This is a genomic window from uncultured Lutibacter sp. (assembly GCF_947493565.1).
GTDB lineage: Bacteria > Bacteroidota > Bacteroidia > Flavobacteriales > Flavobacteriaceae > Lutibacter > Lutibacter aestuarii.
This window is the reverse complement of the sequence record NZ_CANLRG010000002.1, coordinates 204,911-227,857: the sequence shown is the minus strand read 5'-3', so window position 1 is coordinate 227,857 and position 22,947 is coordinate 204,911. Positions and strand designations below refer to the sequence as shown.

The 22,947-nt window shown below is 26.4% G+C and carries 24 protein-coding genes; 18 read left to right on the top strand and 6 right to left on the bottom strand.

The features are described 5' to 3' along the window. Nucleotides 1-84 precede the first annotated feature (84 nt). On the bottom strand, nucleotides 85-1,944 hold the full coding sequence (locus Q0714_RS02845; protein WP_298262798.1) for a sensor histidine kinase: 1,860 nt from the start codon (nucleotides 1,942-1,944) through the stop codon (nucleotides 85-87). Between the two features lie 109 nt (nucleotides 1,945-2,053). Here Q0714_RS02845 and Q0714_RS02840 point away from each other — a divergent pair, with 109 nt between their 5' ends. The 8 genes from Q0714_RS02840 (at nucleotide 2,054) to Q0714_RS02805 (ending at nucleotide 7,135) form a co-directional block, all read left to right on the top strand. Further along, on the top strand, nucleotides 2,054-2,968 hold the full coding sequence (locus tag Q0714_RS02840) for a diacylglycerol kinase family protein (protein WP_298262797.1): 915 nt from the start codon (nucleotides 2,054-2,056) through the stop codon (nucleotides 2,966-2,968). An 81-nt stretch (nucleotides 2,969-3,049) separates the two neighbouring features. After that, entirely contained in the window at nucleotides 3,050-3,235 is a 186-nt protein-coding gene (locus Q0714_RS02835) for a hypothetical protein (RefSeq protein ID WP_298262796.1), read from the top strand. Nucleotides 3,236-3,739: 504 nt separating this feature from the next. After that, the gene (gene rpiB, locus Q0714_RS02830; RefSeq protein ID WP_298262795.1) at nucleotides 3,740-4,177 is read left to right on the top strand and encodes a ribose 5-phosphate isomerase B; all 438 of its coding nucleotides are present in this window, start codon (nucleotides 3,740-3,742) and stop codon (nucleotides 4,175-4,177) included. Nucleotides 4,178-4,238: 61 nt separating this feature from the next. After that, complete coding sequence (locus Q0714_RS02825; RefSeq protein ID WP_298262794.1) at nucleotides 4,239-4,604, top strand: Fur family transcriptional regulator; 366 nt, start codon at nucleotides 4,239-4,241, stop codon at nucleotides 4,602-4,604. 36 nt (nucleotides 4,605-4,640) lie between these two features. Further along, nucleotides 4,641-5,549 (top strand): cation diffusion facilitator family transporter, encoded by a 909-nt coding sequence (locus tag Q0714_RS02820; RefSeq protein WP_298262793.1) that lies wholly within the window; start codon nucleotides 4,641-4,643, stop codon nucleotides 5,547-5,549. Nucleotide 5,550: 1 nt separating this feature from the next. After that, a complete protein-coding gene (locus Q0714_RS02815) occupies nucleotides 5,551-5,994 on the top strand; it encodes a GNAT family N-acetyltransferase (protein ID WP_298262792.1) in 444 nt (147 codons plus the stop codon). Nucleotides 5,995-6,012: 18 nt separating this feature from the next. Next, a complete protein-coding gene (locus Q0714_RS02810) occupies nucleotides 6,013-6,537 on the top strand; it encodes a hypothetical protein (protein WP_298262791.1) in 525 nt (174 codons plus the stop codon). A 13-nt stretch (nucleotides 6,538-6,550) separates the two neighbouring features. Then, on the top strand, nucleotides 6,551-7,135 hold the full coding sequence (locus tag Q0714_RS02805) for an NUDIX domain-containing protein (protein ID WP_298262790.1): 585 nt from the start codon (nucleotides 6,551-6,553) through the stop codon (nucleotides 7,133-7,135). A gap of 9 nt (nucleotides 7,136-7,144) precedes the next feature. Here Q0714_RS02805 and Q0714_RS02800 read toward each other — a convergent pair whose 3' ends face one another. After that, nucleotides 7,145-7,660 carry a DinB family protein gene (locus Q0714_RS02800; RefSeq protein ID WP_298262789.1) on the bottom strand — a complete coding sequence of 172 codons (516 nt, stop codon included), beginning with the start codon at nucleotides 7,658-7,660 and terminating at the stop codon, nucleotides 7,145-7,147. Nucleotides 7,661-7,757: 97 nt separating this feature from the next. Between Q0714_RS02800 and recA the strand changes: the two genes are divergently transcribed. From recA to Q0714_RS02775, 5 genes are all read left to right on the top strand, one after another. Continuing rightward, entirely contained in the window at nucleotides 7,758-8,765 is a 1,008-nt protein-coding gene (recA, locus tag Q0714_RS02795) for a recombinase RecA (protein WP_298262788.1), read from the top strand. 185 nt (nucleotides 8,766-8,950) lie between these two features. Next, complete coding sequence (locus Q0714_RS02790) at nucleotides 8,951-9,388, top strand: RimK/LysX family protein (protein WP_298262787.1); 438 nt, start codon at nucleotides 8,951-8,953, stop codon at nucleotides 9,386-9,388. Nucleotides 9,389-9,399: 11 nt separating this feature from the next. Then, the gene (gene rimK, locus Q0714_RS02785; protein ID WP_298262786.1) at nucleotides 9,400-10,275 is read left to right on the top strand and encodes a 30S ribosomal protein S6--L-glutamate ligase; all 876 of its coding nucleotides are present in this window, start codon (nucleotides 9,400-9,402) and stop codon (nucleotides 10,273-10,275) included. Beyond that, the gene (locus Q0714_RS02780) at nucleotides 10,265-11,224 is read left to right on the top strand and encodes a succinylglutamate desuccinylase/aspartoacylase family protein (protein WP_298262785.1); all 960 of its coding nucleotides are present in this window, start codon (nucleotides 10,265-10,267) and stop codon (nucleotides 11,222-11,224) included. Before rimK ends, Q0714_RS02780 begins: the two co-directional genes overlap by 11 nt. A gap of 8 nt (nucleotides 11,225-11,232) precedes the next feature. Continuing rightward, nucleotides 11,233-12,180: an ABC transporter ATP-binding protein gene (locus tag Q0714_RS02775; RefSeq protein ID WP_298262784.1), complete on the top strand. Its 948-nt coding sequence runs from the start codon at nucleotides 11,233-11,235 to the stop codon at nucleotides 12,178-12,180. Nucleotides 12,181-12,276: 96 nt separating this feature from the next. On the opposite strand, the gene dut is transcribed toward Q0714_RS02775, so the two are convergent. From dut to Q0714_RS02755, 4 genes are read right to left on the bottom strand one after another with little or no spacing between them, the layout of a single operon-like run. Beyond that, nucleotides 12,277-12,708 (bottom strand): dUTP diphosphatase, encoded by a 432-nt coding sequence (dut, locus tag Q0714_RS02770; RefSeq protein ID WP_298262783.1) that lies wholly within the window; start codon nucleotides 12,706-12,708, stop codon nucleotides 12,277-12,279. Between the two features lie 27 nt (nucleotides 12,709-12,735). Next, nucleotides 12,736-13,173 carry an SRPBCC family protein gene (locus Q0714_RS02765; protein ID WP_298262782.1) on the bottom strand — a complete coding sequence of 146 codons (438 nt, stop codon included), beginning with the start codon at nucleotides 13,171-13,173 and terminating at the stop codon, nucleotides 12,736-12,738. A 17-nt stretch (nucleotides 13,174-13,190) separates the two neighbouring features. Then, nucleotides 13,191-14,033, bottom strand: coding sequence for an alpha/beta hydrolase-fold protein (locus tag Q0714_RS02760; RefSeq protein WP_298262781.1), 843 nt, complete (start codon nucleotides 14,031-14,033; stop codon nucleotides 13,191-13,193). Nucleotides 14,034-14,037: 4 nt separating this feature from the next. Further along, entirely contained in the window at nucleotides 14,038-15,492 is a 1,455-nt protein-coding gene (locus Q0714_RS02755) for a polysaccharide biosynthesis C-terminal domain-containing protein (RefSeq protein ID WP_298262780.1), read from the bottom strand. Nucleotides 15,493-15,590: 98 nt separating this feature from the next. Here Q0714_RS02755 and Q0714_RS02750 point away from each other — a divergent pair, with 98 nt between their 5' ends. From Q0714_RS02750 to Q0714_RS02730, 5 genes are all read left to right on the top strand, one after another. Further along, nucleotides 15,591-16,460, top strand: coding sequence for a fructosamine kinase family protein (locus Q0714_RS02750; RefSeq protein WP_298262779.1), 870 nt, complete (start codon nucleotides 15,591-15,593; stop codon nucleotides 16,458-16,460). A 50-nt stretch (nucleotides 16,461-16,510) separates the two neighbouring features. Continuing rightward, nucleotides 16,511-17,506, top strand: coding sequence for an NAD(P)H-dependent glycerol-3-phosphate dehydrogenase (locus Q0714_RS02745; RefSeq protein ID WP_298262778.1), 996 nt, complete (start codon nucleotides 16,511-16,513; stop codon nucleotides 17,504-17,506). A 106-nt stretch (nucleotides 17,507-17,612) separates the two neighbouring features. Beyond that, the gene (gene hemG / locus Q0714_RS02740; RefSeq protein ID WP_298262777.1) at nucleotides 17,613-18,140 is read left to right on the top strand and encodes a menaquinone-dependent protoporphyrinogen IX dehydrogenase; all 528 of its coding nucleotides are present in this window, start codon (nucleotides 17,613-17,615) and stop codon (nucleotides 18,138-18,140) included. Nucleotides 18,141-18,175: 35 nt separating this feature from the next. Next, nucleotides 18,176-19,060 carry a hypothetical protein gene (locus Q0714_RS02735; protein ID WP_298262776.1) on the top strand — a complete coding sequence of 295 codons (885 nt, stop codon included), beginning with the start codon at nucleotides 18,176-18,178 and terminating at the stop codon, nucleotides 19,058-19,060. Nucleotides 19,061-19,198: 138 nt separating this feature from the next. After that, nucleotides 19,199-22,945, top strand: a complete 3,747-nt coding sequence (locus Q0714_RS02730) for a PAS domain S-box protein (protein ID WP_298262775.1) — start codon at nucleotides 19,199-19,201, stop codon at nucleotides 22,943-22,945. The last annotated feature ends 2 nt before the right edge of the window (nucleotides 22,946-22,947 follow it).

Below are 22,947 nucleotides of genomic sequence, written 5' to 3'. Positions count from 1 at the left end.
AAAATTTGTAGATTGTTTAAATTAAATAGTAAAGTATATTAAATATTGTAAGATAATTTTATTTACTATTAAGAGTTTAAAATTTTATGCAGATGGTACTGTAAAATAAAAAGTAGATCCTATTCCAACTATACTTTCAACCCAAATTTTACCATTGTTTTTAGAAATAAATTCGTTACATAAAATAAGACCTAATCCAGTACCAGATTCATTATTTGTACCATGAGTTGAAACCTTTTCACCAATTTTAAATATTTTTGATTGTATTTCTTCACTCATACCTACTCCATTATCTTTTACAGAAATAGTTACTATATTTTCATTTTTAATAGCTTCAATTTCAATTATACCATTATAGTTAGTAAATTTTATGGCATTGTTTACTAAATTTCTAATAACTGTTGAAACCATATATTGATCTATATAAACATCTTTGTTTAGTTGTATTTTATTTAGTAATTGAATATTTTTTTCTTTAGCTATATTTATAAGTGGTTTTATACTAGTATCAGTTAATTCTTTTAAATTATAGTTTTTAGGCGAAATTTTAATCATTTTTTGTTGACTTCTAGCCCAAACTAAAAGGTTAGATAATAAATCAAACGCACTTGTTGCAGAATCATTAAGCTTTAAAATTAATTCATCTCTCGTTTCAGCATCTACAGTTTCTATATTTTCAGATAAGAAATCTGTCATACCAATTAAATAATTAAATGGGTTTGCTAAATCATGAGCTATGATAGAAAAAAATTTATCTTTAGTAGCATTAATTTCTTGCAGTTCAAGTGTTCTTTCATGTACTTTAGTTTCAAGACTTTCATTAATTTTTACTAATTTTAATCTGTGTTTTTTAGCTAGTTTTATGATTAAATATGATAATAATAATACTAAAATTATTGTTACTATTAACATAAATAAAACAATATTTCTAGATTTATAAAATGGATTTAACGCTTCTGAAACATTAATTTCTGTAATAAAACCTAATTGAAGAATTTCATCCCAAGTCCAAAATCCAATTACTTCAGTTCCTAAATAATTAAAATAACCTTCGGTATTTATGTTAGTTTCTTTATTTAATACATTTTTAGCAGCTAGCGTTAATGGTAAATACTGATTTTTAATTTTAATACTATTTTCTTTAAATTTATTACTACTAGGATTAGTAACTTTAAATGTTTCAGAATTTGAGATATGTACTTGAAGTGAATCTTGTTTTAACTTTTTTAAAAATCTACTTTGAGTTACTATAAAACCATTTTTATCAATTACATAAGTTTCCCCACTATTACCAATAGTTCCAAATTTAGCGATATTACTAAAATCTTTTAAAGGGTTAATTCTAAAAGTTAATATAGCAATTATTTTGCCTTTTTTATTTTTAATAGGTGAACCAATAAACATAGTTAATTCCTTTTCAAAATTATTTTTATTGTTTAAAGGTACATCTGAAGCAATTGGAGGTACAACAAAAAATTCTCCTTTTTTTGCTTTATCAAATAAATCTGGATAATCTTTACTTATTAAATTTTTTGTTCCAATATTAGAATTCCTCATAGATCCATAACTAACATAGTTTTCTGTTGATATTATAAAAAAGCCTATATAGTCATGTATTTTTAAAAATGGATTTAAATATTTTCTTAATTCTGTCTGTGTATTATTATTAATTAATATTGATGAATCTAGAGGGTATGTTAATAGTTTTTCAGTAAAATTAATTACTACTGGATCATTTGCAACAAGTTCAATATCTACTTTTAAATTTTCTAACCATAAATGATAAGCTGATTGAACGCTACTAGATGCTGTATTTAATGTTTTTTCAATTTCTTTATTATAATTATTTTTTAAATGTTTAATTGAAAATAAAGCAATAATTACAAGTAATAAAAGAACTATATTTATTAATATAAATTGAAGTTTTATATTTTTTCTAAACATATATTGGGCTAAAATTTCATCAAAAATACAAATAATTATACGTGTAATAAATAATAACAACTATATAAATAACAATTTGTATTTTGGTGCTCTTTTTAATTTATACCAAATGAGTACAAAATGGTTTGTTGTAGTAAATCCAACTTCAGGAAATGGGATTTCTAAAAAAAAATGGCCTAAAATTTATAAAGAATTAAATCATCAAAATATAGAATTTGAATTTGCTTTTACAGCATATGAAAAACATTCCATTATACTAATTCATCAAGCAATAAATAAAGGTTATAAAAAGCTTATTTGTGTAGGTGGTGATGGTACAATACATAATTTTGTGAATGCTGTTTTAAGTTTAAATAGTAAAAATACTTCCAATATAAAAATTGGAATTATACCTATTGGTACTGGAAATGATTGGGTAAAAACTTATTATATTTCAAAAAATTATAAAGAAGCTATAAAAGTTATTAAAGCTGAAAAAATTATTCAACAAGATATAGGTAAACTAAATATTAAAGAAACTGGTAAAGAAATTTACTTTAATAATTTAGCTGGTATTGGATTTGATGGTTATGTAGTTAATAAAGTTCATAAGTATAAACATTTAGGTTTTTTAGCGTATTTAACAGGTGCTTTAGTGAGTTTAACAACTTATAAAAAAAGTAATTTAGAAATAAAATTTAATAAAACAGTGTTAAAAGGTAAAGCACTTGCTTTATTAATAGGTATTTGTAAATATTCAGGTGGAGGTATGCAATTAACTCAAAATGCCAATTCAACAGATGGTTTATTTGATATAACTTATGTTAAAAATATTTCACTTTTAACACTTTTAAAAAATATTAAAGGTTTATTTAATGGAAAAATAACTCATTTAAAAATAATAAAAAATTACAAATCTTCTGAGTTAAAAATTACTGTTTTAGACACACAAGACACTTATATTCAAGCAGATGGAGAAATAATTGGTTCGGGTAGTTTTAGTGTCTCTATTGTACCAAAATCAATTAATTTTATAGTACCATAAAAAATAAAAGTTAAAATTTTCTTAATAAAACTGTAACAAATGTTAAAATTGTTCGTCTATTAAAAACAGAACAGCTTAACAATGAAACGGTTATTTAAAATTATTATCTTTTTTATTTGTATCTTTTTTATAGGAATTTATATTTCTATAAAGAGCATCAATACTTTTTTTTCAAATGAAGATGAATCAATTGAAACCGTTACTTCTTCTCCTACAATTTTAAAAAAGGCAGCTCAGGTTAAAATTTTCAACTTTATTAACAATTAGAATTATTATAAAAAGAAGTTTTTAAAATTTTAAAAAATATTTTTTGTTATTATAGGTTGTTAATAGCTACAATAACTTTTTGTTTTAATATTTTGAAATATCGTTTTTAAAATTCTATTAACATTTACTTAAATTTTAAAATGTTTAAAATCAATAGAAATGTAGTAGTTATTAACAAGCTGTTAATAGTGTTAATTCACCATTTTTTTGTATAATATTTTTTAATTTGAGTGTTAATAACAGCTTTAAAATATGTTTAAAACTTGATTTAAAAATTCAATAAAAAAATTTGCGAGTTAAAATCTAATTTTAGTATTAATAAAAACTTTTTATAATTCAAAAAATAGTTTTCTTTTTTAACTCTAAACTTATTCACAATCTTAAATTTATGTAAACTAATTGTTAATCAACTATATAAAAAATACTATTAACATTTGTTTTTATTGCTGTTAATAACGGTGAATTTGTATTTTTGTAGCCTAACTTATTAACAAAACTACAACTATGGTAATTGCAATTGGTAATGATCACGCCGGTACTGAGTATAAATTTGAAATTATTAAACAATTAGAACGTAAAGGTATTAAAGTTTTAAATTTTGGAACTGATACTTCAGATAGTATGGATTATCCAGATGCGATTCATCCTGTAGCTGATGCTGTTGAAAACAATAAAGCAGCTTTTGGAATTATAATTTGTGGAAGTGGAAATGGCGCACAAATGACTGCTAATAAACATCAAGGAATTCGTGCAGCACTTTGTTGGAATAATGAATTAGTTGAATTAGCTCGTTTACATAACAATGCAAATGTTTTATCAATTCCTGCTCGCTTTGTTTCATTACAACAAGCTTTAAGTTTTGTAGATATTTTTTTAAATACTGAATTTGAAGGTGGAAGACATCAAAATCGTGTAGATAAAATACCTACAAAATGTTGTTAATATGATTTATCATAATGAAATAACTAAGCTCTTAAATACAAAAAAAATTAAAAAAACTGCAATGCGTATTTTAGTATTGCAGTTTTTTTTAGAACAAAATTCTGCCATTAGTTCACCTCAACTAGAACATAAATTTTATTATTCCGAAAGAACAACACTTTATAGAACATTAAAAACTTTTGAAACTAAAGCTTTAGTTCATAAAATTAATGATGGAACAGGAGTTACTAAATATGCATTATGTGAAAGTAATTGTAAAATTGAAAAGCATACTGATATTCATCCACATTTTTATTGCGAAAAATGTAAAATTACCACTTGTATAAATTATGTGTCACTACCAAAAATTCAGTTAAAAAATTTTAAAGTTTTTACTACCGAAATAATAATTAAAGGAATTTGTGAAGTTTACAACAAAGTTGCATAAATTTAAACTCTAATTTTGTGTTATAAAATTAAAAAAATGAGTCACAATCATTCACATAGTCATACTACTTTATCTGGAACAAATTTATTGCTTTCAATTGTTTTAAATATACTTATTACAACAGCTCAAGTTATTGGAGGTTTTATTTCAGGAAGTTTAGCATTAATTTCTGATGCTGTTCATAATTTTTCAGATGTTATATCCTTAATAATTAGTTATATAGCTAATATTCTTACCCGTAAAAAAAAGCAAACCAAACAATATACTTTTGGGTATAAACGTGCCGAAATTATTGCTGCATTTATAAATGCAGCTACTCTAATAGTAGTAGCAATTTTCTTAGGTATTGAAGCAGTTAAACGTTTTTCAGCTCCAATTGAAATAGAAAGTAATTTAGTTATTTGGTTAGCAATTTTAGGAATTGCCGCTAATGGATTTAGTGTTTTATTATTAAAAAAAGATGCACAAAGTAATTTAAATATGCGTTCTGCATACATTCATTTGTTATCAGATATGTTAACCTCTGTAGCGGTTTTAATAGGTGGTTTATTAATGAAATATTATCAAATTTATTGGGTAGATGGTTTATTAACTCTTATAATTTCAGTTTATTTAATATACCTTAGTTGGGACATTTTAATTTCATCCGTAAAAATTTTAATGCTTTTTGCACCCAAACATATTATGATTGATAATGTTGCTACTGAAGTTTTAAAAATAAATGAAGTTAAAAATATACATCACGTTCATATTTGGCAATTGAACGATCACGATATTCATATTGAAGCTCATATTGAATTTATGAATGATATTAAACTTTCTGAATTTGATATTATTTGCGAAACTATTGAAACTATGCTTTTGGAAAAATTTCATATTAATCATTGTAATTTTCAACCAGAATTTAAGAGAGATGATTTAAAAGAATTGATAAAACAAGATTAATATGTTAGAAGTTGTAGTAAAATCATTCTCAGAATTAACAACAAATGAATTGTATGCAATTCTCCAACTTCGAAGTGAGGTTTTTGTTGTTGAACAAAACTGTGTATATCAAGATATTGATTACAAAGATCAAAAAGCAATGCATATTTTAGGGTTTAAAAATGATAAAATTGTTGCTTATACACGTATTTTTAAACCTAATGATTATTTTTTAAATGCAAGTATTGGAAGAGTGGTGGTTGCGGTTAATGAGAGAAAATATGGCTATGGACATATTATATTAAAACATTCTATAAAAGCAATTGAACATTATTTTAACGAAATTACAATAAAAATTTCAGCTCAAACATATTTAAAATTTTTTTATGAGTCACATGGTTTTAAACAAATAGGTGATGAGTATTTAGAAGATAATATTCCACATATAGCAATGATAAAAAATTAACTTAAAACTTATATTTAAATGAAAAAGTTAACCATTTTAGTATTTTTAAGCTTAAGTACATTTTATTCTTTTTCACAAGATAATGGCTTACATAAATTACAATTTTTAATAGGAGATTGGAAAGGAACTGGAAGTGGTTTTGGAAACTCTACCTCAGAAATTACAGCTTCATATAATTTTATAATGAATAATAAATATATTGAAGTTACCCATGAATCTAATTTTAAACCAACAGAACAAAACCCAAAAGGAGAGCACCATAAAGATAAAGGATTTATAAGTTTTGATACTTCTAGAAATAAATTAGTTTACAGACAATTTAACAATGAGGGTTATGTAAATCAGTATATTTTGAATGAAGAATTATCAACAGATGATATTTTTATTTTTGAAACTGAACTTATTGAAAATTTTGTTCCAGGAGGAAAAGCACGTTTAACCATAGAAAAAATTAGTGTTTCTGAAATTAAAACCATTTTTGATGTGTCTTTTCCAAACAAAGAATATAGCTGTTTTGGTACCAATTCTTTAATTAAACAATAATTCATAATTTTTAATGAAAAATTCTAAAGTTAAAATTAATAATATAAAAAACTTAGCCAACGATTGGTATAAATTAGATAAAGTAAATTTTGACTACAAAACCAAAAAAGGAGAATGGCAAACACAAAATAGAGAATGCTATGATAGAGGAGATGGAGCTGCAATTTTATTATATAATTCTACAAAAAACACGGTAATTTTAACCAAACAGTTTAGAATGCCCACGTATTTAAATGAAAATTCAGATGGTATGATGATTGAAGTTTGTGCAGGTTTGTTAGATGAAGATGATCCATTAACGTGTATTAAAAAAGAAGCTGAAGAAGAAACCGGTTACCAAATAAACAATCCAACAAAATTATTTGAAATTTATTCTACACCAGGAGCAGTTACAGAAAAAATTCATTATTTTATTGCAGAGTATTCTGATGAAATGAAACTTGGTAATGGAGGTGGCTTAGCTTCTGAACACGAAGAAATTGAAGTGTTAGAGCTTAATTTTAACAAAGCTATACACATGATTTCATCAGGAGAAATTAAAGACGCTAAAACGGTTATACTATTACAATATGCACAACTAAATAAATTGTGTAAGTAAATAAACTAATTACCATCCGCTATATTTTGGAGGCGTAATATTATTTAAATTTAAATAGACAATTAATTGCCCACGATGGTGTGTAACGTGATCTTGTAATAAATTTAAAATTTGTAATTTGCTTTTAGAGCCCGCGAAAAAATCAACTTTTGTAGTTAAATCATCTAAAGAAGTTTGATTAATAATTTTTGAAACTTTATTAAAAGTTATAGTTAATTCCTCAATAATTTCTTTTTTTGTAGTAGGATTAATTTTGCCCGTTTTTGTAAAGTTTTCATTCATAAAATAAGTTTCACTTAACCACACCATATTAGTTCTTATATGGAGTAGCTGCTCTTTAAAACTCATTTGTCTTTCAATAGGTTTAAAATTATAAGATTCCTCAGGCATAGCATCTGCAATTTCTATTAAATAATTTTTAGAATTTTCCCATTTCAATAAAAAAGCAGAAATAGCATCATTTTGAGCTATTAAGTTATTGGAAATTAGTACAATAAATGCAATTAATAAATTTTTTATTTTCATGTTAATAATAGTTAATAGAATTCTAAACAAAGGCTAAATATACTCAATACTTTTTTATATTTTAGCAACATTCATTTTAAACATATTTTTTAATATTATGGCAGAAGACAAAGAAAAAGTAGCAAAATTAAAAGCATTACAGCTTACTTTAGATAAATTAGATAAAGCTTATGGGAAAGGAACTGTAATGAAAATGGGAGATGTAGCAATAGATGATATAGATGCTATTTCTTCAGGATCATTAGGGTTAGATTTAGCTTTAGGAGTTGGAGGTTACCCAAGAGGAAGAATTATTGAAATTTATGGTCCAGAGTCATCAGGTAAAACAACATTAACCTTACACGCAATTGCAGAAGCTCAAAAAGCAGGAGGTATTGCAGCTTTTATTGATGCTGAACACGCTTTTGATCGTTTTTATGCTCAAAATTTAGGAATAGATATTGATAATTTAATTATTTCTCAACCTGACCATGGGGAACAAGCTTTAGAAATTGCTGATAATTTAATTTCTTCTGGAGCTATTGATATTGTAGTTGTAGACTCGGTTGCTGCTTTAACGCCTAAAAGTGAAATTGAAGGAGAAATGGGTGATTCTAAAATGGGGTTACATGCTCGTTTAATGTCTCAAGCTTTGCGTAAATTAACAGGAACTATTCATAAAACCAATTGTACTGTTATTTTTATCAATCAATTACGTGAAAAAATTGGAGTGATGTTTGGTAATCCTGAAACAACCACTGGGGGAAATGCTTTAAAATTTTATGCTTCAGTTAGATTAGATATTCGAAGAAGAACCCAAATAAAAGATGGTGACAAAGTAATAGGTAATAGTACTAAAGTAAAAGTTGTAAAAAATAAAGTAGCACCTCCATTTCAAACAGCTGAATTTGATATCATGTATGGTGTAGGAATTTCTAAAACAGGAGAAATTTTAGATTTAGGTGTAGAATTTGGAATTGTTAAAAAAAGTGGTTCTTGGTTTAGTTATGGAGATACTAAATTAGGTCAAGGTCGCGATGCAGTTAAAGGATTAATTAAAGACAATCCTGAATTAGCAGAAGAATTAGAAACTAAAATTAAAGAAGCTATCAATTCTCAAGAATAAACGAATTTAATATATTAAACTAAAAGGATTGTTTTAAATTTTAAAACAATCCTTTTTTTGCTAACTATTTATCAATAAAATATTTATTTTATTCAAAACCTTTTCTATATTTAATAAAAGTTTACTTTTGGCACTCAAAAATCATAAAAAATAAATTTTAAATTTTTATACTTTCTTTATCTCTTTTGAAAAATAATACTGAAAAATTAATTATAGGCAGAACTGATATTGCAGATTTTCCAAAACTAGAATTATTTGATATTGATATTAAAATTGACACTGGAGCATTTACATCAAGTTTTCATTGTCACCACATAGAAATTGAAAATCATCAATTAAAATGTCAGTTTTTAGATCCTAAGCATGAAAAATATCATGAAAAATATTTTTTATTTGAAAATTTTACTCAAAAAAAAGTAAAAAGTTCCAATGGAATGGTAGAAGATAGATATCTAATTTTAACAGAAATTATTCTTTTCAGTCAAAAATATCCAATTGAGCTTACACTAACAGAAAGAGGATCTATGAAATATCCAGTATTGTTGGGAAGAAAATTTCTATCCAAAAAATTTATTGTTGATACAGCTAAAAAAAATGTATCATTTAAAAAAACTAATTCATAAAACAAACTCACATGAAAATTGTTGTTTTATCAAGAAATCCAAATTTATATTCTACAAAAAGACTTGTTGAAGCAGGTAAAAATAGAAATCACGAAATGTTAATAATTGACCATACCAAATGTGATATTATTATTGAAAAGAAAAAGCCAGCAATTAGATATAAACATGAACTTATTACAAATGTAGATGCTGTAATCCCTAGGATTGGAGCTTCGGTTACTTTTTTTGGAACAGCTGTAGTGCGTCAGTTTGAAATGATGAAAGTTTTTACAGCTGTTGAATCTCAAGCACTAATGCGCTCTAGAGATAAGCTTAGAAGTTTACAAGTATTATCCAGAGCAGGTTTAGGTTTACCAAAAACGGTGTTTACCAATTATTCTAAAAACGTAGAAGATGTAATCCATGACGTTGGGGGCACTCCTTTAGTTATAAAATTATTGGAAGGAACTCAAGGTTTAGGGGTGGTTTTAGCTGAAAATGACAATGCAGCAACATCTGTTTTAGAAGCATTTAATGGGTTACAAGCAAGAGTAATTGTTCAAGAATTTGTAAAAGAAGCAAAGGGAGCTGATATTAGAGTTTTTATTGTTGATGGTGTAGTTGTTGGCGCCATGAAAAGACAAGGAAAAGAAGGCGAATTTCGTTCAAACTTACACCGTGGAGGTACTGCTGAAATTATAAAATTATCTATAGATGAAGAAAACGCTGCATTAAAAGCAGCAAGAGTTATGGGGTTAGGTGTTGCAGGTGTAGATTTATTACAATCAGATAGAGGTCCTTTAATTTTAGAAGTGAATTCTTCTCCTGGTTTAGAAGGAATTGAAGCTGCTACAGGAGTTGATATTGCTGGAAAAATAATTCATTATATTGAGCGTCATGCCGAATGAGTTTAAAATTCTAAATCAAAAAATAAGTTTAGGGCAAACCATACAATTAAAAATGGATATTGCTCAGCTTAGTATTGGAACTAAAATTGAAGTCCCCATCATTGTTTCTAGAGGTAAAAAAGAAGGACCTTGTTTATTATTAATAGGGGGCATTCATGGAGATGAAACTAACGGAGTTGAAATTGTAAGGCAATTAATAGCTTCAGAATTGCATAGGCCTAATTGTGGTACTGTAATTTGTATTCCTTTATTAAACGTTTTTGGATTTTTAAATCAAACAAGAGAGTTTCCAGATGGTAGAGATTTAAATAGAGCTTTTCCAGGATCTATTAAAGGATCGTTAGCAAGTAGATTTGCGTATCATTTAATGACGAAAGTTATTCCAAAAGTAAATTATTGTATCGATTATCATACTGGAGGGGCTCAACGTTTTAATTATTCTCAAGTTAGAATTGATGGTACAGATGACGAAACTTTAGAATTGGCTAAAATTTTTGGATCTCCATTTATTGTTTATAGCAAGAATAAAGAAAAGACTTTTAGAAAATCTATGGTAGATTTAGGTAAGAAAGTTCTTCTCTTTGAAGGAGGAAAATCATTAAATCTTGATAAAATAGTGACAAAAGTTGGTATTCAAGGTGCAATTAATGTAATGCATCACTTAGGAATGAGAGATTTTTCTTCTAAAATATCAAAACATTCTAAAGAAAACCCACCCATTATAATTAAAAGTTCTAAATGGATAAGAGCCAAACAATCAGGAATGTATAGATCTTATATAAACGTTGGACAAAAGGTTGAAAAAGGCATTAAATTAGGAAGTATCTCTGACCCTTTTGGTACTAATGAAACCATTTTTAAAAACCCGCAAGAAGGTTATATATTAAATGCTAACCATTCTCCCGTGGTAAATCAAGGAGATGCATTACTTCATATAGGTTTTGAATAAAATAAATTATGTTAAAAGTAGATAAGGTTTCATTTGGGTACACTTTAAACGAAGTCATAAAAAATATTAGTTTTAAAGCTAATAAAGGAGATTATATTGCCATTGTAGGTGAAAGTGGTTGTGGAAAAAGCACATTATTAGAAATTATTTATGGGCTGTTACATATAGATAAAGGAGCTGTTTATTGGAATGAAAATAAATTGCTTGGACCAAATTTTTATTTGATTCCAGGTGAAGAATTTATGAAATATTTACCGCAAGATTTTGATTTGATGCCTTATATAACAGTTGAAGAAAATGTAGGTAAAAACATATCAAGTTTAGATCCTAATAAACAAAATAGGATTCTAGAATTATTAAAAGTTGTGGATATGACTGATTTTTTAAAAACCAAAGTTAAAAACCTTAGTGGCGGTCAAAAACAGCGTATTGCAATTGCAAAAGTATTGGCTAAAGAACCAGAGGTTTTATTATTGGATGAACCTTTTAGCCATATAGATAATTTTAGAAAAAATAAGCTTCGGAGAAGTTTGTTTAAGTACTTAAAATCTAAAAATATTTTGTGTATTGTTGCAACACATGATACTACTGATGCACTTTCTTTTGCCGATGAAATTTTAGTAATTAGAAATGGAAAAGTTGTTGCCCAAGGAACGCCAGAACAGTTATATAACCAACCAAAATCTGCGTATGTTGCGTCATTTTTTAATGAAATAAATGAACTTCCATTAAAGTTAATTGATTCTAAGAAAACTTTAAACAAAACTGTATTATTATATCCAAATGAGATTACCTTAACTTCAAATTCTAAGTTAAAAGCTAAAGTGGTAAGTTCTTATTTTAAAGGAAACTCTTATTTAATTGAAGCTAAATTTAAAGATAAAACTATTTTTTTTGAACACTCAACAAAGGTAAATAGTAATCAAGAGGTGTTTATAAAAATTAATTGTAACTAAATTCAACGGTTATCGAGAAAATAAAGAGTGTTTTTACATCAATACCTTAATGTCTATCATCACTTTTTAAAAGTATTATATTAAGAATTATTAAAATTAAACACCTGTAGATCCAAAACCTCCAGTTCCACGTTTGGTTTCACTTAATACATCAACAACTTCCCAATCTGCACGTTCGTGTTTTGCAATTACTAATTGTGCAATACGTTCGCCATCTTTTATTACAAAATTATCATTGGAAAGGTTAACTAAAATAACACCAATCTCACCTCGGTAATCAGCATCTATTGTTCCAGGGGCATTTAAAACGGTAATGCCTTTTTTAGCAGCCAAACCACTTCTCGGTCTTACTTGTGCTTCACTACCAACAGGTAAAGCAATAAATAAGCCTGTTTTAATTATAGTTCGTTCCAATGGTTTTAACGTAATTGGTTCAGAAATATTAGCTCTTAAATCCATTCCTGCAGAAGCAATGGTTTCATAATTTGGTAATTCGTGTTTTGATTTATTAATGATTTGTATTTGCATTTTTTTGTTTATTATAGGTGTTTAATTTTAAGAATTTTCTAAATAATTTTTAAGATTTTGTTTTATAAAATAATTCCATCCTCCTCTACAGCTTTCGGTTTTAAATTCTGGAATATCATCTGAAAAACTTTCAGTAATTTTACAAGTAAGCTTTATTTTAGTGGTGTTGTTAATGTTTTCAAAAAGTTCAAAATAAACCAATGAATTGCCTGAATACTCAGCATACTTCCAATTATAAACAATTTTTTTAGAAGGAACAACTTCGATAATTTCCCATAAATGTAAAAAGTTTCTTTCCTCTGATTTTACATTGAATTGAGTTTTAAATCCAACTTCAGATTTAAAAGATGGAATATTATTAAAAAACCATTTTTTCATGCTATTTAAATTGGTAATTGCATCCCAAACAACACTTATTGGAGCGCTTAATTGTTCCTCTACTATAATAGTTTCGTTTGCTTTCATACTTTCAATTGTTAGGGTTATTTTAGGTTAAATAGCCATTTTACTACAGTTGAAAATTCACTTTTCCAAAAGGTTTCATTATGAGCACCATCAGGATTAATTTTAACTTTTATATTTTTAGTATTAAAACCAGATTCAATTAATAGTTTTTTCATTTTTTGAGTGTCTTCAATCATATTTTTACCTTCTTTTTCACCTATTAAAAGATATAATTTTGAAGTGTTGTTTTTGCCATAGAGCTTTGTAAAATGTGCTACTTTATTAGAAAACCAAAAGGAGGTTGACAAGGCTCCAATCTTTCCAAATGTTTTAGGATATTTTAATCCGCCGTAATAGGATATCAATCCGCCTAAAGAACTTCCAATCAGTGCAGTGTGTTTTGGTTGAGGTTTTGTTTTATAAGTTTTATCAATATATGGTTTTAAGGTATTTTTAATAAAATTGATATAAATTTCACCTTTCCCTCCACCATATTTTTGATGCTCCCAAGGGGTATATTCATTAATTCTTTCAGTTCCACCATTTTCTATAGCAACTACTATAAACCCTTTTTTAGTTGTGTTATACAACTTATTTAAAGTTTCATCAACTTCCCATTCACCAGCATAAGACGTATAGGTATCAAATAAGTTTTGAGCATCATGCATATAAATAACAGGATATTTTTTTGAACTACTATTATAATTTGGTGGTAAATACACCCAAATTTTACGACTACTATTATTTAAATTTGGAATAACAAACTCTTTTTTTAAAATAAAAACATTGTTAGCTGCTGTTGATTTTTTTTCACTTAAGCTTTGTCCAAACAATAATGAAGAATATACTAATAAACTAAAATATAAGAGAATATTTTTCATGAATTTACTTTTTAATAAGGGCTAAAATTTCCTTTTTTTCGTTGAAATAAATTAAAAAAGCAAAAGCAAGGACCAGCCCAACGGAGATTACATAATTTTCTCTAAAGTAATTAAAAGAAATAAATGCAATAATAATTGAAGCAGCTAAATAGCTCCCAGATTTTTTTAGGTTATAAGGAACAGGATAGTATTTTTTTCCTATAAAATATGAGACAAGCATCATAGTAGCATAAGCAATTAAAGTAGCCCAAGCAGATGCTATAAATCCAAAAATAGGAATAAAAATTATATTAACAAGAATAGTAATTATAGCTCCTAAAATAGAAAAATACATTGCAAACCTAGTTTTATCGGTTAATTTATACCAAATGGCCAAATTGTGGTAAATCCCTAAAAATAAATTTGCTAACAGCACAATTGGAACAATTATTATTGCGTCCCAATAAGCTTCATTTATAAAAGGACGCTTTAAAAGGTCTATAAAAATTACAATTCCTACAAAAACTAAAGCACCAACAATAATAAAATAATTTAAAATTTTAGCATAAGTAGCTTTTGCAGTTTTTTCTCCTGAATGATTAAAAAAGAAAGGTTCAGCACCTAACCTAAATGCCATAATGTATAAATTCATAAAAATGGCCAATTTATAACAGGCAGAATAAATTCCCATGGCGTTTTTATCAATCATTTTACCAATCAAAATTTTATCTAAGTTTTCGTTTATTACATAGGCAATTCCAGCAATAGCAATTGGCCAAGAATAAGCAACCATTTTTTTAAATAATACGTTGTTAAAACTCCATTTGAACTTTAAAACATACGGAAGTAATAAAACTAAAGAAATGGCACTCCCTACACTATTAGCAATAAAAATAAAATTAACTAATGGAGTACTATTATAAGTTTCATTTAAAATTTTAGGCAAATTTTTTCCTTGTTCAACAAATGAAGGTATAAATTTTAAAAATAATAAATTGATAAGTACAATTACACCAACATTTATCAGTTTAATTGCAGTATATTTAAGAGGTCTGTTAGAAGCTCTTAAATACGCAAATGGAATTACCGCTATGGTATCAATGGCTAAAATTCCTACAAATAATTTGAACTGAAGTGGATTCGTTGTAAAATCAAATAGTTTGATAAAAAAATCAGAAAAAATAAATGCAATTATTAAAAAAATGATTGCAGAAGTTAATACGCTAATAAATGCAGTTGATACTATTGAATCTTTCTTTTTTTCGGCATTATAAAACCTAAAAAAAGCAGTTTCCATTCCAAAAGTTAATAAAACAGCAAATAATGCAATCCAAATGTAAAAGTTAGTATTTTCCGCATAATTATTTGTTGGCAACGCATCTGTATGAACTTTTACTAACAAAAAGTTAATTACACGAGGTAAAACTGCTGCAATTCCGTATATAATAGTATCCTTAAAAAATCGTTTAAGTGCGCTCAAATTGGGTTTTTAAAGTAAAACTATAAAAGTACAAAAGTATCACTTCATTTCAATAAAATAATTTTTAAGTTTCAATAAGAAGATGTAACTTTAAAATAATGGATTTGAAATTACAGCATTACATAGAAAAACAATTAACTATTAAGTTAAATACTAACCTTACTTTTAAATGGGAAAGTATTAGTGGAGGCTCAATTAATTTAACCTATAAAATTTCAGCAAACAACCATAATTATTTTGTTAAAATAAATGATAAATCGGTTTTCAAAAACGGATTTAAAGAAGAAGTTTTAGGGCTGAAGTTTTTAAAATTAAATGAAGCAATTACGCCTAAAATTATTTTAGAAGGAAGTTTTAACTCTAAAATTTATTTAGTGTTAAGCTGGATTGATAAAGAATTTCAAAACAATAATTTTTGGAAAAATTTTGCACATCAACTCGCTAATTTACATCAACATAAAAGCGATAAATTTGGATTAGAATATTCTAATTATATGGGACAATTAATTCAAAAAAATAGCTTTTTTAATAAGTTTGATAACTTTTTTATTGAAAACAGATTAAAACCTCAGGTAAAAATAGCTTTTGATAAAAAATTACTTACAAAAGGGGATCTTAGAAAATTTGAATACCTATATCAACAATTACCAACAATTTTTCCAAAGGAAAAACCAAGTGCAGTTCATGGCGATTTGTGGAGTGGTAATTATATTAGTACTGCAAATAACAAGGCTGTTTTTATTGATCCAGCAGTATACTATGGACATCGAGAAATTGACCTAGCAATGAGCTTATTATTTGGAGGATTTTCTTTGAATTTTTATAATGCCTATCAAGAAATTTATCCCTTAGAAAAAGGATTCAATACTCGAAAAGATTTGTATAATTTATATCCACTTTTAATTCATTTAAATTTATTTGGAAACCCGTATTTACAAAGTATAAAAACGATTATAACTAAATTTTAAGGATTGGTTTCAGTAAGTTTTTTTACATTTGATACCTAAAATCTTTCAACATGATTAAAAACCCTAAAATAGCCGTTTTTGGCGGTGGAAGTTGGGCAACAGCCATTGTGAAAATGTTGTGTGAAAATTTAAATGAAGTTGGCTGGTATATGCGTAATGAAAACGCAATAGACTATATTAAAATTAATGAACATAACCCTAACTATTTAAGTTCAGCAGAATTTGATGTTTCTAAATTGTTATTATCTAATGATATTAATGAATTAGTTAATTATGCAGATGTTTTAATTTTTGCAATTCCTTCAGCTTTTTTAAAAGGAGAGTTAGATAAAATATCAGAAAATATTTCTGAAAAAATAATTTTTTCAGCCATTAAAGGAATTGTTCCTGAAAGTGGCTTAATTGTAGGAGAGCATTTTCATAAAATGTACCAAGTTCCTATTGAAAATATTGGAGTTATAACTGGCCCTTGTCATGCTGAAGAGGTTGCAATGGAAAGGTTATCTTACTTAACCATAGCATGTCAAGATAGAAAAAAAGCCAGAATGTTAAGTAAATATATTTCGAGCGATTATATAAAAACAAAAACCTCTGATGACATTATAGGAACCGAGTATGCAGCAATGTTAAAAAACATTTATGCAATAGCTGCTGGAATTGCCCATGGGCTAGGATATGGAGATAATTTCCAATCAGTAATAATGTCAAACTCAATTAGAGAGATGAAGCGTTTTATTAAAAAAGTACATAAGATGAAACGAAACATCAATAATTCAGCGTATTTAGGAGATTTATTGGTTACTGGATATTCTGTTTTTAGTAGAAATCGGATGTTTGGAAATATGATTGGGAAAGGATACACTGTTAAAAGTGCTATGATGGAGATGAGTATGGTTGCGGAAGGGTATTATGCAGCAAAAAGTGCCTATTTATTAAACGAAAAAAACGGAGCAAAAACACCAATAATCGATGCGGTTTATGCGGTGTTATATCAGCATAAAAACCCAAAACAAATATTTAAAAAATTAACAGAAGAATTAGATTAACATCTTCCATTCAATCTTTTTTATATCATTTTTAGGTGTGATATTTGTCAGCATAAACAAATTGCAGGTTTTGTAAATTTGAGCATATAATTAAAAAGATTTTTTGATGAACGAAAGAATTGGAATTATTTATGCTACTGTGGATGGTCATACATTAAAAATTTGCAATGAACTTGTAAAAACTATAGAAGAAAAAGGTAAAAAGGTAGATTTATTTACCATTGATACTTTTAATAAAAACATTTCAGACTTTGACAAGTTAATTATTGGATCAAGTATTAGGTATGGAGTTCATCATGAAAAAATTATTGAGTTTATTAATAAAAACAAACCACAATTAGATACCATAAAAACAGCCTTTTTTTCTGTAAACTTAGTAGCACGTAAACCAGAAAAAAATACAGCAGAAACCAATCCGTATGTTATTAAGTTTTTTAAAAATATTACTTGGAAACCTACAATTGTAGAAGTTTTTGCAGGAATGTTAGATTATAAAAAATACAAGACTTTTGATAGAATTATGATTCAATTTATTATGTGGATGACCAAAGGACCTACAGATAAAAACACAAAAATTGAATATACTAATTGGAAGAAAGTAAAACAATTTGGAGAAAGGTTAGCCACATTTTAAACTTAGTTTTAAGTTAAAAAACTTAAATTGCATTGATGAAGTTTAAACTAAACCTTGTTATTATATGTTTATTGTGCTTAAATTATCTAAAAGCACAATCATCACTCATCGTTGAAACAGATAGTATAAGAATATTTGACACCTATATTTCAGAAAATTCAAAAGAAAATATTTTTCCAACAATTTATAAAAATGGGCTATTATATATTTCCTTAGGAAAATACAAAATTTATAAATTATATTATTCCGATTTAAAATCTACATCGAAAAAAATAAAGGTTAGCAATAAGTTTTATTCTGGATCAACTACTGTTTTTAATAATGAAATTTATTTTACAGGAAAGGATTTTGTTTCTAGTAATAATCAAGAAAATTTAGTGATATACAAAGGTTATTTAGAGGGGTATAAAATTAAGAAAATAAAAAAATTACCAATATGTGTAAATCAATTTAGTTATGCGCACCCATCAATTTCAAAAGATGGGCAAAGTATGGTTATTGTGTCAAATGAAAATGGAAAAAATCATTTGTTAGAATTAAAGAGAACAAAAGATAATAAATGGGAAAAAGGAAAACCTATTTTTATTACACAATCAAATTTTGATATTATCAACCCAACATTTTTTAATAATAATACTATTTATTTTTCAACAAATAGTTCTAAAGGAGACGTTAAAGAAGTAACATATAAAAGAATGAATGATAAATTAGTGGTTGATGAAATTAATGTTGAAAAAGGAGATTTCAATATTTTTAAAATCACTAAGATAAATGGAATATGGCAACTACCACAAAAAGCAACAGTATTTAATTCGGAGTTTGATGATTTGGGAGTTGTGTTTATTTCTAAAAACAAAGGATATTTAAATACTTTTAGATACGACAATGCTGATAATATTTTCTTTTTTGAACTAAAATAACAAACAATTGTAAGAGCATTAACAATTATTTTTTTAAACAAAACAACTATAAATCTGGCTATATTTGTATTGACCATTGTCAGTAAGTATATAACATAATATGCTTATCTTTGCTGCTTTAACCCCTAACCCTAGAAAATGCCTATACAGCAAAAATACATTAATGACACGTTAGAGTTTATCTATAAGAATGGATATAACTCTTCAATTAATGAATTTTTAAATCAAACAGTAAAGTTTCTTTCAAAATTATTAAATATTGAATATGTATTAATAAGCACTTATTCCAGTATAGAGGAAAATACTGTTGAAACACGAGCCTTTTATGGAAACCAAAAATTTTTACCAAACATAACTTATAAATTAAAAGATACTCCTTGTGATGTTGTAATTGATAAAGATTTTTGTTGTTACTCCTCAAAAGTTCAACAATTATTTCCATTGGATAAATCTTTAGTTGAAATGAAGGTTGAGAGTTATGTTGGCATTCCTCTTTTGAGTTCTAATAAAAAACCTATTGGCTTAATAACCTTTATGGATATTAAACCTATAGAAAACTCACAAACTTTAGAAACCATATTAAAAATAGTAGCCATAAAAGTTGAAAAAATACTTGAAAAAGCTATTTATAAAGAATTATTTAGTGAAAATGAGTTAAAGCATAAAAAGCTTAGAAATATTTTACTTGAAGGAATTTTAATTCATAATAAAGGTGAAGTTTTTGAAATAAATGAAACCTTTGAAAAAATGTTTGGTTACTCGAGTGAAGAACTTATAGGTAATGACATTTTAGAAAAATTGTTTCCAAAAAAATATCATTCTTTTATTAAAAGTAATATTGTTAATAAAATGGATATACCTTTTGAAATGGAAGGTATTAAAAAGAATGGAGAGGTATTTCCTATTGAAATTGAATCTAGAAATGTAAAATCTAAAAATAACCACACACTAAAAGTTTGTGTTATCAAAGATTTGACAAAATCAAAAAAATCAGAAATTGAAAATGTTAAATTATCAAAAGCTGTTGAACAAAGTGCAAATGTTATTGTTATTACTGATATACATGGAAATATAGAATATGTAAACCCAAAATTTACAGAACTTACAGGTTATAATTTAAAAGAAGCGCAAGGAAAAAATACAAGTATTTTAAACTCAGGAAAACATTCTAAAGATTTTTATAAAAAAATGTGGGATGTTATTTTAAGTGGAAAAAATTGGAAAGGAGAAATACAAAATAAAAGTAAAAACGGAACACTATTTTGGGAACAAGCAACAATAACACCTATTAAAAATAGTAAGAATGAGATTATTAATTTTCTTGCCATAAAAGAAGATATTACACAAAGAAAAAAATCGGAAAAAGAACTAAAAACAGCCTATAATTTATTAAAAGAAAAAGAAGATTACTTATCAAATATTTTAAAAACTGCCAATGAAGGTTTTTGGATTATCGATATAAATTCTAATACGCTTCAGGTTAATGAAAAAATGTGTACAATTTTAGAACGAGATGAATCTGAAATTATAGGCAAATCAATTTATGACTTTGTAGACGAAGAAAATGCTAAAATTTTTAAATGTGAAATTAAAAAAAGAGCATTTGGACTTTCAACAAGCTATGAAATTGAGCTTTTAAAAAGTAATGGCCAAAATGTAGCTTGTTCATTTAATACCTCACCTATATATAATAAAAATTATGAGCGTATTGGTTCATTTGCCTTAGTAACCAATATTTCTAACTTAAAATTAGCCAACCTAAAATTAGAGGCAACAAATAGTGAATTAAGAAAACTTAGTGAACAGTTATCTGAAAAAAACAGACTTCATATTGAAAGTAAAAACAAATTTAAAAACTTATTTGACAACAGCCCAATATCTTTATGGGAAGAAGATTTTTCAGAGGTAAAAAAATTAATAAAAGATGCAGGAATTGAAGCGTCAAATTTAAATAAATACTTAATTAAAAATAAAGATTTTTTAATTGAGTGCATTTCAAAAATTAAAATTTTAAGAGTTAATAAAAGCACGTTTAATTTATTAGGAGCTAAATCCATTGAAGAATTAAGAGTTCTTTTACAAAAAACTAATACCAAAGAATCTTTTAAAAGCTTGGCAAATGAAATTACCGCTGTTGCACTTAATAAAAAAGAGTTTTATGGTGAAACAGAATTTTTAAGAATGGATGGGAAAGTTATTTCAGCAATTATAAAGTCTGAAATAGATTCTGAAGGAAAATCCATTGTGTCGGTAGTGGATATTTCAGCTATAAAAGAAGCTGAAAAACAATTAAACATTGCTAAATTAAAAGCTGAGAAAAGCGACGAACGTTATAGACTTGCCGTAGCTGCATCTGGTTTGGGAATTTGGGATATGAATGTAAAAACAAGTAAAACTCATTTTTCAAATTATTACAAAAAACAAATAGGATATGATAAGGATGAACTTGAAAATGAATTTTCTACTTGGGTAGATCATTTACATCCTGATGAACGAGATGTGAAATTACATGAGTTTAAAGAGTATTTAAAAAACCCACAAAAACAATATGTTACTGAGTTCAGATTCCGTCATAAAAATGGTTCTTATATTTGGATACTTTCAACAGCTGAAGTCATAAAAAATAAAAAAGGTGAAGTAGAGAGAATATTAGGTTCTCATAGAGATATTACCATTAGAAAAAAAGCACTGTCAAAAATTGAAGAACAAACAATTGAGCTGATAAAAGCAAAAGAAAAAGCCGAAGAAAGCAATAGGCTTAAAACAGAGTTTTTAAATAATATGTCGCATGAAATTAGAACACCAATGAATGGTATTTTAGGCTTTTCTCAATTTTTAAGTGACCCATCAATTACTGAAGATAAACGAAATTATTTTATCAATATCATACAAAATAGCGGTAACCAATTACTCCGTGTAATTGATGATATTCTTGAAATTTCAAGATTAGAAACCAAACAAGTAATGGTCATTGAAAAACCAGTTTGTTTAAACGATTTGCTATTAGAACTATTCTCAATTTTTGATTTAAAAGCAAAAGAAAACCAAATACCATTATACATTAAAAATGGACTTTCTGATGTTGAGAGCACAATATTTACAGATAAATCTAAACTAAATAAAATACTCAGCAACCTATTAGAAAACGCTTTAAAATATACCAATGAAGGAAGTATAAGTTTTGGCTATCAATTGGTTGGTGCAAACTTAGAAATTTTTGTAAAAGATACAGGTATTGGAATTAATAAAGACAAACAAGAAACCATATTCGAGAGGTTTTCTCAAGAAGAAAAAGAACTATCTCAAAATGCAGGTGGATTAGGCTTAGGGCTTTCCATTGCTAAAGAAAATACGGAGCTTTTAGGAGGTATAATCTCAGTTGATTCGGTAAAAGGAAAAGGATCTACTTTTAAAGTTTCAATTCCTTATAAACCAATTAATAATATAATAGATAATAATTCTCAAAAAGATAAATCAACAAAAGAAAATAAAAAACATACTATTTTAATAGTTGAAGACGAAGAAGTAAATTATTTATTTATTGAAATTATAATTACAGAAAAGATAAACGTAGACTGTAATATATTACATGCAAAAGATGGTAAGGAAGCACTTGAAATGTGTCAGCAAAATAGTGAAATTGATTTTGTTTTAATGGATATTAATATGCCAGTAATGAATGGATTTGAAGCTACCAAAAAAATTAGAGAGTTTAATACTGAAATTCCAATAATTATGCAAACAGCATATTCAACTACAGAAGACAAAGAAAAAGCGTTTGATGCAGGGTGTAATGATTTTATTACAAAACCAATAAATAAAAATGATTTAAAAATTATTATGGAAAGTTACTTGTTAAACAAAAATCAAGAAATAATTGGTTAAAT